Here is a 12,343-nt window from a genome sequence, read left to right on the forward strand (position 1 = left end):
GCAATTATACTAAAAAATTAAGAGTGTAAAACCTTGAGGTTACTTTTATTGGACTCCTTTTTCCCTGAGGTATTATCATGTTTGCACAAATCGGAATTATTGGAGATATATTCAGGAACTATTTCCTTCATTAACTTTACGGTATCACCGTTAAAGAACATATTATTGACGCAAAGCTCATCTATCTTGGTACGTACAAAATTGTAATCCAATTCCCGAACTTTACCGATCATTATCTTTTTATGGTAGGTAGGCATGGTATCTTCACCATTGGCCAACAATTCTTCGTATAATTTTTCCCCAGGTCGCAATCCTGTGATTTTGATATCGATATCCTCAGGATAACGTAATCCGGATAACTTGATCATGTTTTTGGCCAAATCGAATATCTTCACCGATTCACCCATATCAAATATGAATATCTCGCCACCTTTACCCATGGCACCAGCTTCCAATACCAATTGTGAAGCTTCGGGTATAGTCATAAAATAACGGGTTATGTCCTTATGGGTAACTGTTAACGGCCCACCCTTTTCTATCTGTTTTTTGAACAATGGGATTACAGATCCATTAGATCCTAGGACATTACCGAATCGCGTTGTAATAAATTTGGTTTTACGTTCCTGTTGCATACAACTGATATACATTTCCGCTATTCGTTTGGTAGCCCCCATTACATTTGTCGGGTTCACTGCCTTATCCGTAGACACGAAAACGAATTTATCAACATTGTGCATTATGGATAAATCAACTATAGCTTTGGTACCTGCAATATTTATTTTTATGGCCTCATACGAGTTATATTCCATCAAAGGCACATGCTTGTAGGCCGCCGCATGAAAAACAAGGTTTGGCTTGTATTCTTGAAATAAATTGTTCATCCTATTCTTATCCCTAATATCGGCAACGATCGGCGTAAAATTGAAATGTCCGTTTTGTTTCAATTCTTGTTGCAAATCGTAAAGAGCTGATTCTGCCTGATCTACGATAATCAAAGTATTATAATCGTATTTGCATAGCTGTCTTACTATTTCACTTCCTATAGAACCTGCACCCCCACTTACCAAAATAACCTTTCCATTAACTTCTCTACTAATTTTGGAATTCACGATGTCTATTGGTGGTCTGTTCAATAAATCTTCTATCTGTACTTGTTTTATTTGCGAAGCACTCAACTCCCCGTTAATCCAGTCTTCAACAGGGGGGACTTTTTTGACAACAACAGGAAAATCGACCAAACCTTCTACCAATTCCTTTAATTTACTTGGGGCTATTTTTCGAATACAAAAAATGACTTCCGAGATATCTTTTCTAAGAATAAAACTCTCAGTAAGATTGTCCGGACCGTACACCGTAACGCCATTAATTTGTTTCCCTATTTTCTTAATATCCTTATCGATATAACCAACAACCTTTATATTACTTTTGGAATGGTTGGTAATAGCCTCATACGTTAAAATACCAGATTCCCCAGCACCATATATCAGTACTTTTTTACTCGATTTGAATTCACTGGCCAAACTGTTGTAAATAGATTTGAAAATGTATCGTGATGCCGTAAGGGCAACAAAACTGATAAGACTGTGTATGATAATTATGGACAAGGGAATTGTAAAATTTTCAACAAAACCGAACTGTCTATTAGTGATAATCAAAAAGATCGCAAAGATACTTGAAAGGCAAATAGCATTGAATAAATTATATACATCACGTACCCCAGTGTGGCGCACTACCCCTTTATACGATCCAATAATCAAGAATGCCATTAATGAAATCCCCAAAACTACAGGTAATTGAACCAAGAGTTTATTTACCTCAAAATTAAAGGTCAAATTAAATCGGATAAAGTAAGACAACAGAAAAGAGACTGCCACTACAGTCAAATCTATGGCCAGAACCACCCATTTGGAGCCATATCTTTGGACATTTTTAATCAAAAAATTGTGTATCATAATACAAGTGTCTTGATGATTTTAATTATGTATGTCAAATTTTAATCCAAATACTATGTTCCATTTCCCCGGCTAACTTTCCCAACATATTCCATTGTTGTGCCATAATGCGCTTCACAAATTACTAAACCAAAAAAATTAAATGGTTAAAAATGATTTTATTATGTACTCAGGTATTTCTTTGGGGGAAAACTTCAATCAAAATATCTATTATAACCAGTTATCAAAATGATTTAAATCATTCAAAAAAAATATAAACCACTAATAACTAATAACATGATTCCTTTGAGATTTAAACCAAAGTTACTTATTAAATCTTAGTCCTTGGATTTTTATTAAGATAGATCGGTAAATGTGTAGATAAACTCGGTTTAATGCTTTTTTAGTTAGTTGCGACCGCATTCCCAATAAAGCTTTTATATTTTTCAAAATCTTTTGCCTTCAAGAACGAAGTTTAATTTCCAATCATCTAACAGAAGTTTGGGCCTATAGTAGGTTACAAAAACAAATTACCGGAGAAGCCCTATATGTTTATCGTTCATAATTTCATTTTATAATTCAAATTATAATCACCATCCTTTTGCATCATGTAAAGACCACAAAATGAATATGACCCTTAAATATCCACCACTTCTTATCCATGCCGCCATATTCTTTAAAAAAATACTCACTTCCGTTAATTTAATCTAAAATAGACCTTTTGCTCAACTGAACATACACAATATTTGTGTTTTTAACGACAATCTTCATCTTATTACTAAGATATTTTTAATCTTTGTAGCTCTTAAACAAAAATATCGATGCAAAAAATCACAAAAATCTGTTGTATAGGAGCTGGGTATGTTGGTGGACCGACTATGTCAGTAATAGCGAACCAATGTCCTGAAATTGAAGTTACCGTAGTGGACATCAACCAAAACAGGATTGACCAATGGAACGATGAAAACCTGGACAACCTACCCATTTATGAACCGGGTCTTAAAGAAATCGTGGCCGAAACCAGAGGAAAAAACCTTTTCTTTTCCACGGAAGTGGATAAGGCTATCGATGAAGCACAACTGATTTTCATTTCGGTAAATACCCCTACCAAAACCTACGGTAAAGGAAAGGGGCAGGCCGCAGACTTAAAATATATTGAGCTATGTGCCCGAAATATCGCACGGGTAGCCAAAGATGATAAGATCGTGGTTGAAAAATCGACCTTACCGGTACGTACTGCTGGTGCTATCAAAAGCATTTTACAAAATACAGGGAACGGAGTGAATTTCGAAATACTCTCAAATCCTGAGTTTTTAGCCGAAGGCACAGCTATAAACGACCTTTTGAATGCCGACCGAGTACTGATTGGTGGTGACGAGACCCCTTCGGGCCAGGAAGCAAAAGATGCCCTAAGTGCGATTTATCTGCAATGGTTACCTAAAGAAAGGGTGTTACAGACCAATGTATGGTCATCGGAATTATCGAAATTGGTCGCAAATGCCTTTCTTGCACAAAGGGTTTCTTCCATAAATTCTATATCCGCACTATGTGAGAAAACAGATGCCAACATTGCGGAAGTTTCCAGGGCCATAGGCTTTGATAGCAGAATCGGTTCTAAATTCCTGAATTCCTCTGTTGGTTTCGGGGGGTCATGTTTTCAGAAAGATATATTGAATCTTGTTTATATCGCCAGAAGTTTTGGACTACCCGAAGTGGCTGATTATTGGGAGCAGGTCATCATTATGAACGATTACCAGAAGAAACGTTTCGCCGAAAATATCATCACTACCCTATACAATACGGTTTCGGGTAAAAAAATCGTATTCTACGGTTGGGCATTCAAAAAAGACACCAATGACACTAGGGAGTCCGCAGCAATCTATGTAGCCGACGCCTTATTGGACGAACAGGCGGAAATCGTGGTTTACGACCCAAAAGTACCTGCGGAAAGAGTATATGCAGACCTTGATTATTTGAATACAAGGAGTCCTGAAGAAAACAGACGACTTTTAAAAGTGGTCAACGATCCTTCCGAAGCGGTTGAGGATGCCCATGCAGTTGCCGTACTTACGGAATGGGACGAGTTCAAAACATACGATTGGAAAGCCATCTACGATAAAATGCTGAAACCAGCTTTTGTTTTCGATGGAAGACGTTTGCTGGACAAGGAAGAAATGGAAACTTTAGGGTTTGACTATTACAAAATTGGACAGTCTTGAAAATTCTGATAACCGGTGCAGCGGGGTTTATAGGTTATCATTTATGTGAATTATTGCTAAAGAACAACTACGACGTTGTTGGTCTGGACAATATAAACGACTATTATAGCAAAAGTCTTAAGTACAGTCGACTTCAGGCCTTAGGCATTGATAGAAAAGATGCTGAAAATTTCAACATAAAATGTAAGGGTTCTTTATATGATGGCCGATTTTCCTTTGTACGAATGGACTTGGAAGACCGTGAAGCCTTGCCCCTACTCTTTGAGAATGAAAAATTCGATGTGGTCTGCAATCTTGCGGCACAAGCCGGGGTACGCTATAGCATTGAGAACCCTAATGTGTATGTCGATAGTAATATCATAGGGTTCCTTAATCTGTTGGAATGCTGTAGACATAACAATATTGATCATCTTATCTATGCCAGTAGTTCCAGTGTATATGGTTTAAATGACCAAATACCGTTCTCGACTACCGACAAAACGGATACGCCCATAAGCCTGTATGCCGCTACCAAGAAAAGTAATGAGCTAATGGCGCACACTTATAGCCATCTTTATGGTATACCCACTACAGGACTGCGCTTTTTTACGGTTTACGGTCCATGGGGAAGACCCGACATGGCTATTTTCCTCTTTACCGAAGCCATTTTAAAAGGGAATCCTATAAAAGTGTTCAATAATGGCCATATGGAAAGGGATTTTACCTACGTAGGGGACATTGTTAAAGGGGTTTTGGCGGTTTTGGAAGAAAACATGGAACCTCGCAAGACCAACAAAGAACTATACAAACTGTATAACATAGGTAACAACAAGTCGGTTAAACTTCTTGAGTTCATCAATGAAATTGAATTAAACCTTGACCGTACAGCCATAAAGGAGATGTTACCTATGCAACCCGGGGATGTGGAAAAAACCTGGGCCAATGTCGACAACCTTATCAAGGACTATGACTATTATCCCGATACCACCATTCAAGACGGGGTAAAAGAATTTGTTCAATGGTATAGGAATTATTACAAAGTTTAACACCAATCTGATCATATGAGCCCTTAATAGTTGTCAAGGGCTTATTATTTTTAAAGGCTTCACGCCAAAAATCAAATCCCCCAAACTATATTTGACCTTTCTCTTTTACAATGACACATATGAAGATTGCACATTTACAACTAAATCCAACATTCAATATTCTCGTTACCGGAGGTGCAGGTTTTATAGGCTCTAACCTATGTAAGGCCCTACTTGAAAACGGGAACAAGGTCCGGTGTTTGGACAATTTGGCCACAGGCAAGATCGAAAACTTAAAAGAACCGATAGAGAACCCTGATTTTGAGTTCCTTAAAGGGGATATTAGACATTTGGACACCTGTAAAAAAGCCTGTGAAGGGATCGATTACATCTTACACGAAGCTGCTTTGGGATCCGTTCCCCGATCGATCAATGACCCGATAACGACCAACGAAGTGAATGTTTCCGGTTTTTTAAATATGTTGATCGCCGCACGAGATGCCAATGTAAAGCGGTTCATTTATGCGGCAAGTTCCTCGACCTACGGTGATTCCACGAATATGCCAAAGGTAGAAGATATCATAGGGAAACCTTTGTCCCCCTATGCCATAACAAAATATGTTAATGAACTCTATGCCGATGTTTTTGGAAAAACGTATGGAATGGAAACCATTGGTTTACGTTATTTCAATGTCTTTGGAAGACACCAAGACCCTGATGGGGCCTACGCAGCGGTCATCCCAAAGTTCGTTAAGCAATTAATGTCCCATGAATCCCCCACTATAAACGGAAACGGCTCCTTCTCACGTGATTTCACCTATATCGATAATGTAATCGAGGCCAACATCAGGGCCATCACCACAAAAAAACCAAGTGCGGTCAATATGGTTTATAATGTTGCGTTCGGGGAACGTACAACCCTAAAAGAACTGGTTTTCCTATTACGGGATTACCTTGGGGAGCTAGACCCAAAGATCAAGGATGTTAATGTCATATTCGGGCCGGAAAGAGTTGGGGACATTCCCCATTCATTGGCCGCCATCGACAAGGCTAAGGAATTACTGGGCTATAATCCACAGTTCAATATTGAATCGGGCCTAAAAGAAGCCGTGGGTTGGTATTGGACGAATTTAAAATAGTAAGTTTGCCCATACCTAATGTATTGAAGAACAAATCAAGTATGGACTCACCCAAAATCGCCATCATTGGTCTTGGCTATGTAGGACTACCAATGGCCTGTTTATTTGCAACGAAATATCCTGTAATAGGTTTCGATGTGAACGAAGAACGAATCAATGAACTATGTTCTGGCCATGACCGCACCTTGGAGGTCGATAAAAAGGATTTGACCCAAGTCAAAAGCGATATCCCCCTTAAAACGAACGGAATATACTTCACCCCCGATAAGTCATATTTGGCTGATTGCAATTACTATATCGTAACCGTACCCACCCCTGTCGACAAAAACAATAAACCGGATTTATCTTCTTTACGATTGGCTTGCGGGACCCTTGGCCCGGTTTTAAAGAAAAATGATATCGTAATTTTTGAATCTACCGTTTATCCCGGGGCAACGGAAGAATTTTGTGTACCCATTCTGGAAAAAGAAAGTGGTTTGGCCTTTAACGTGGATTTTTACGTAGGGTACTCCCCCGAACGTATCAACCCTGGGGACAAGGAACATACCGTAGATAAAATTTTAAAGGTAACATCGGGTTCTACTCCCGAAATAGGTAAAAAAGTGGATGCCCTATATGCCTCCGTAATTACCGCAGGAACCTATTTGGCCCCTTCCATCAAAGTTGCCGAGGCAGCCAAGGTGATTGAAAATTCACAGCGGGACATTAATATCGCCTTTGTCAACGAACTGGCCAAAATATTCAATCTTATGGGCATCGATACCCATGCCGTACTGAAAGCTGCGGGAACAAAATGGAATTTCCTACCCTTTAAACCCGGACTGGTCGGCGGGCATTGCATAGGCGTTGACCCCTATTATCTGGCGCAAAAAGCTTTAGAATTAGGTTACCACCCTGAGATTATCTTAACCGGTCGCAGAATGAACGATGGTATGGGAAAATATGTAGCAGCCGAAGTAGTGAAATTAATGGTCCGGAATGACATCAAGGTCAATGGTTCCAAAATCCTGGTTTTGGGTATCACCTTCAAAGAAAACTGTCCGGATGTTCGCAATACCAAAGCGGTCGATGTCATTAACAACCTTAAGAGTTACGGAACCGAGGTTACGATCTTTGACCCATGGGCTTCCCCGGAAGAAGTTAAGCATGAATATGATTTGGTTACCATAAAGACAATTCCCGATGATACGTACGATGCCATTGTACTGACGGTAGCCCATAAAGAATTCCTGAACATACATTTAAGGGATCTGATAAGGGAAAATGGCGTCCTCTATGACGTAAAGGGTATTTTAAAAGAAAAGGTAGAGGGCAGGCTTTGAGCCTGTTTCCATAGATTAAAACAAAGTCCTGATTTAAAGAAAAATATTTTCAAAAAATATAACTACTACATGTCCACTTTTCAGTTGTACAAAGGTGGTAGTTTTACGTTTTATCGATTTACACACCGCTTTAACCCCTTATTTTAGATTCAATTACTATTTTATTCTATTTTTAGTCAATTCAATTAAGAATGGCTGAAGAAGCCATAAAAAGAAAACCAAATAACCCATTGGGTTAATACCCTTAAAATTTTAATTTTACTAAATTACCTATATAATTAGGTTTCAATTAAAGTAAGAAGTTCTCCAAAAGCATATTCATTTAAAAACTAATTCTTTTGTTTATTAAAAGAACATGATAAATGTACAATTAGTTTAAATCAGAATAAAACATAGAAATGCTCTTTAACTCTCTTGACTTCGCGATTTTCTTGCCCATTGTTTTTATACTGTATTGGTTCGTTACAAACAGTAACCTGAAGCTTCAGAACCTACTGATCGTGGCCGCCAGTTATTTGTTTTATGGTTGGTGGGACTGGAGGTTTCTATCCTTGATCCTTTTCAGTACTGTCGTTGATTATTCGGTCGGAAGAAAATTAAGGACGGAAGAAAACCAAACCAAAAGAAAAGCACTCTTATGGACCAGTATTTTGGTCAACCTCGGTTTCTTGGGCTTTTTCAAATATTATAATTTCTTCCTCGACAATTTCGTTTCGGCATTCTCTTTTTTCGGAATAGACATAACGGCCAATACATTGAATATCATCCTACCGGTCGGCATAAGTTTCTACACCTTCCAGACATTGAGCTATACCATCGATGTGTACAAACGTAGGCTAGAACCAACAAAGGACTTTATCGCCTTCTCGGCCTTTGTAAGTTTCTTTCCTCAATTGGTGGCCGGCCCCATAGAAAGGGCCACCCATCTACTCCCCCAGTTTTATAAAAAAAGAACATTTGATTACACCAAAGCGGTAGACGGTATGCGCCAAATATTGTGGGGGTTGTTCAAAAAGGTGGTCATCGCGGACAACTGTGCTGAATTCGCCAATCAAATATTCAATAATTCGGCCGATATGAATGGTAGCACCCTAGTTCTAGGAGCGGTCTTTTTCACCTTCCAGATTTATGGGGATTTTTCTGGGTATTCGGACATTGCCATTGGCACATCCCGATTATTCGGTTTCGACTTAATGCAGAATTTCAATTTCCCATATTTCTCGCGGGATATTGCGGAATTCTGGAGACGATGGCATATTTCACTTTCCACTTGGTTCAGGGATTATCTGTATATTCCTTTAGGAGGAAGTCGCGGCGGCACTTGGATGAAGGTCAGGAACACCTTCATTATCTTTATCGTAAGCGGATTTTGGCATGGGGCAAATTGGACGTTTATCGTCTGGGGAGCTTTGAACGCCATCTATTTCCTGCCACTTTTATTGACTAAAAACAACCGTAACAATTTAGAAACCGTGGCCCAAGGAAGGTACTTACCGAATTTCAAGGAACTTTCCCTGATGCTTTTGACCTTTGGACTGACCGTTTTTGCATGGATCTTTTTCAGGGCGGAAAATATAACGCATGCCATAACATATATTTCAGAGATATTTTCGGCCTCTATATGTGAAGTCCCCCAATTTACAGAACGCCTAGAAGCTTTAAAAATAACGAAACTGATTGCTTTATTCTTATTGATGGAATGGGTCGGGAGAGAAGGGCAATTCGCCATTGAAAAAATCGGTTTGAAATGGAATCGATTTTTTAGACACTTGATGTATTACTCCATAATCTTATTGATTATTTGGTACGGTGGTAAAGAACAACAATTTATTTATTTCCAATTTTAATCCATAGACGATGTACCGATTCCTACGTAAACTATTCTTTTTTTTACTTTATCCCGTCATCGCTATCATCCTGATTGAAACGTTTTGTAATCTACTTAATATACCTAAAGCTTCTTATAGTAATCTTGAGGCCAAAGGTTTGACCCTAATTCCTAAGGTTGATAATTCATCTATAATACTAGTAGGGGACAGTAGAATCGAATGGGGAATTAAACCGGAAATGATATTGAATCCCGAAGGGGAAGTTTATAATTTGGCATTCCCGAACAGTAATGGATTTGATATATTAAAGTATTTACTGGATAACCGGATTTATCCTAAGGCTATTATAATGGGATTTACACCCAACAACCATCGCTATACAAACCACAACTTTGATACTATGGAATTTTCAGCCAAAAATAGAATGATCGAAAATGTCAAATATTATTTAAAACAGAATTCCTATGTGTATGATTGGGGGTCAATTTTATCCTATTTCTACGGAACACACCCTTTTACCATAGATCATTCTTACGACAAATGGGGAGGTGTAACAGTAACCGAACACGGGGATTTTGAACATCGATTTAAAATGACCAAAGAACATCATAAAGAATGGGAAGAAACCTTTGACAGTTTAAAATACCAACATTACATCATTGAGTTGAACGACCTATTGAATAAATTTCGAGGAAAATCAGAGTTATTTGGTCTTTATATGCCGGCCTCAGAACCGATAATGAAATTGGAAGGTACATACTATAACAAAAAGGAGATAAGACCCTTATTTGAACACTATCTGGATTATTCAAAATCAATACAAGCGAATGACAGTACTTATTATTTAGACGGAAGTCATTTAAGCAAAGAATTCGCCATTCGATTTTCGAAAAAAATCGATAGCGTCCTAAAATTAAGTAAAACCACCAATAAACCATATTGAGTTTCCCTTTATAACAAAACCTGACTCCTAAAACATCAGGAATAAAACAAACCTATTTGCAAACAATTTTTTTAAAGAATACCAGTAATATTCTGAATGAAACAAATATTCATGACGCTCGCAACAATCAATAGACTATTATAGGTATACTACGCGTTTTGAATAGAATAATCACAACTTTACGATTCACTTCAGGAAGAATTTCAACAGCACGAAAGTATAATAGCAAGTAACTTTATTCCATGTTTTTTTAGGCAAAAACATTGGATTTTACATTCATTGCCAAATTGGAGCTATTTAATGCTACTTCTCATTCATTTTTTTTAATATTTGTATCCATTATGTATTGACTCTAATCAATGCCTTTGCCTTAAAAAATATTTATTAACGAACCTTTATTAAGGGATAGGATTACTATTGGTTCATATATCTAATTTATATGCATAAAAAGGATGATTATTTTAAGATAGCACAAAGTGGTTTATATTTACGAATTAAGTTAAATATTGAAGCTGTGTAAAAAGGATATTCTTTTTATTATATCTAAAAATGAGCAACAAAACTATCCTATTTCTAAATTATAGTGCGTATTAAACCTTTTTATTAGAAAACAATCAGAACAAAACACCACCCATGAACCATCAATTTCGAGGCTTTATAAGACCAATTATTGGGGTTTTAATTTTTTTAACCATCCTGTTGTATTACGCAGGGCTTAATTGGGGACTCAATGCCATCGGGTTTATGGTGTTGTTCAACCTATTATTCGTGGTTACCTTTTCAATTGATTTAGGCAGAACCATGTTCAATAGGCCTGAGATGCTCTTGTTCTTAATATTTTTGCTCCTTTCGTTTGTCGCTGTCTTTTATCCCGACATTGATTATGAAAGTTTCAACTTTACCATAACCAAAATCTTGGCGGCCTTTATGGGGGCCTATATCGCTATTGCGCTTGTTCAAATATTAGATTTGGAAGATTACTTCCATTTTGGCTTTATCATCGCCCTGCTCCTGATCATATATGCCGAATATAGTGCGGGCACTTTTAAACCAATGACTTTTTATGCGCCTACTGCAAGTCGCCATGATTTTTTGTACAATGCCAATTATTATTCCTATATGGGATTATTTGCCAGTTTTTCTATATTTAGGCTTCACCTAAAATACAGGAACGCCTGGACTTTTGCAGGATTGGTTTTGATTCCGTTATCGGCCATTGCAATAGCCTTTACGGCCCAGACAAGATCCGGATTAATTTTTGTCATTCTAGTCAATGCCCTTTTCTGGTTTTGGGTGAACAAACCGAAAAAAAAGAATCCAATCTATTCCATATTTAGAAAACTTCTGTTATTAGGGATTAGCCTATTTTTGACTTTTCAATTTATCAATATTTACACGAATTCCAGTATCGAAAATCGGCTTTCATCAACTTCGGCCAAGGAAGAGTCTCGGGGATATCTTATCAAAAAAGGTATAGAGGTTTTTATAGATCATCCCTTTACCGGGGTTGGCCCAGGCAACTTTATTAATTACAACAAAAGAAGGCAAATGAGCCATAACAACTATGTTGAAGCTTTGGTAGAACATGGTATTTTTATTGGCCCAATAATTTTGTTGGTTTTTCTATTACCATTTTATAAATCCTTTAAATTATATGTAACCAACAAGTCGAACCCTGAATATAAGTTAAGCCTATTGTTCTTTGGTATTTTTCTGTTGTTCAACAATATTTACGTATTTTACAGGGCAAGTAATGCCATGATGTATTTCTTTGTTATGCTAGGAATACATTACAGGTTTTTGGATAATAAAAACCAATCAACTTAAAATACGATTGTTTTCCATTTTGCCTTGGTCCTTTTTTATCAGATGACTTAATACTATAACTTCTGCACCTCAAAAGAAGAAACCTTTCCCTCTTTATATCCTTTGACAAAAATTCAATATCACCCATAG

The 12,343-nt window shown here is 37.5% G+C and carries 8 protein-coding genes; 7 read left to right on the forward strand and 1 reads right to left on the reverse strand.

Features of this window, described 5'->3' with window-relative positions:
• Positions 1–17: 17 nt before the first annotated feature.
• Positions 18–1,952, reverse strand: coding sequence for a polysaccharide biosynthesis protein (locus tag GJ691_RS06220; RefSeq protein ID WP_154364917.1), 1,935 nt, complete (start codon positions 1,950–1,952; stop codon positions 18–20).
• Between the two features lie 800 nt (positions 1,953–2,752).
• Here GJ691_RS06220 and GJ691_RS06225 point away from each other — a divergent pair.
• The 7 genes from GJ691_RS06225 to GJ691_RS06255 all read left to right on the forward strand — a co-directional run bounded on the left by GJ691_RS06225 (position 2,753) and on the right by GJ691_RS06255 (position 12,214).
• On the forward strand, positions 2,753–4,150 hold the full coding sequence (locus GJ691_RS06225) for a nucleotide sugar dehydrogenase (RefSeq protein WP_154364919.1): 1,398 nt from the start codon (positions 2,753–2,755) through the stop codon (positions 4,148–4,150).
• Complete coding sequence (locus GJ691_RS06230) at positions 4,147–5,175, forward strand: NAD-dependent epimerase (RefSeq protein WP_154364921.1); 1,029 nt, start codon at positions 4,147–4,149, stop codon at positions 5,173–5,175. Before GJ691_RS06225 ends, GJ691_RS06230 begins: the two co-directional genes overlap by 4 nt.
• Before the next feature lie 119 nt (positions 5,176–5,294).
• The gene (locus tag GJ691_RS06235; RefSeq protein WP_154364923.1) at positions 5,295–6,293 is read left to right on the forward strand and encodes an SDR family oxidoreductase; all 999 of its coding nucleotides are present in this window, start codon (positions 5,295–5,297) and stop codon (positions 6,291–6,293) included.
• A gap of 41 nt (positions 6,294–6,334) precedes the next feature.
• Positions 6,335–7,615 (forward strand): nucleotide sugar dehydrogenase, encoded by a 1,281-nt coding sequence (locus GJ691_RS06240; RefSeq protein WP_154364925.1) that lies wholly within the window; start codon positions 6,335–6,337, stop codon positions 7,613–7,615.
• Between the two features lie 398 nt (positions 7,616–8,013).
• Positions 8,014–9,462 (forward strand): MBOAT family O-acyltransferase, encoded by a 1,449-nt coding sequence (locus GJ691_RS06245; protein ID WP_154364927.1) that lies wholly within the window; start codon positions 8,014–8,016, stop codon positions 9,460–9,462.
• Between the two features lie 10 nt (positions 9,463–9,472).
• Entirely contained in the window at positions 9,473–10,387 is a 915-nt protein-coding gene (locus GJ691_RS06250; RefSeq protein ID WP_154364929.1) for a hypothetical protein, read from the forward strand.
• A 633-nt stretch (positions 10,388–11,020) separates the two neighbouring features.
• Positions 11,021–12,214: an O-antigen ligase family protein gene (locus tag GJ691_RS06255; protein ID WP_154364931.1), complete on the forward strand. Its 1,194-nt coding sequence runs from the start codon at positions 11,021–11,023 to the stop codon at positions 12,212–12,214.
• Positions 12,215–12,343: the final 129 nt, after the last annotated feature.

Origin of the sequence: Maribacter luteus, assembly GCF_009674825.1 — a bacterium.
Classification (GTDB): Bacteria; Bacteroidota; Bacteroidia; order Flavobacteriales; family Flavobacteriaceae; genus Maribacter_A; species Maribacter_A luteus.

What these genes read in the sequence shown, in the direction of transcription:
- GJ691_RS06220 (WP_154364917.1), bottom strand. Translation starts at nt 1,952, where the DNA reads ATGATACACAATTTTTTGATTAAAAATGTCCAAAGATATGGCTCCAAA.
- GJ691_RS06225 (WP_154364919.1), top strand. Translation starts at nt 2,753, where the DNA reads ATGCAAAAAATCACAAAAATCTGTTGTATAGGAGCTGGGTATGTTGGT.
- GJ691_RS06235 (WP_154364923.1), top strand. Translation starts at nt 5,295, where the DNA reads ATGAAGATTGCACATTTACAACTAAATCCAACATTCAATATTCTCGTT.
- GJ691_RS06240 (WP_154364925.1), top strand. Translation starts at nt 6,335, where the DNA reads ATGGACTCACCCAAAATCGCCATCATTGGTCTTGGCTATGTAGGACTA.
- GJ691_RS06245 (WP_154364927.1), top strand. Translation starts at nt 8,014, where the DNA reads ATGCTCTTTAACTCTCTTGACTTCGCGATTTTCTTGCCCATTGTTTTT.
- GJ691_RS06250 (WP_154364929.1), top strand. Translation starts at nt 9,473, where the DNA reads ATGTACCGATTCCTACGTAAACTATTCTTTTTTTTACTTTATCCCGTC.
- GJ691_RS06255 (WP_154364931.1), top strand. Translation starts at nt 11,021, where the DNA reads ATGAACCATCAATTTCGAGGCTTTATAAGACCAATTATTGGGGTTTTA.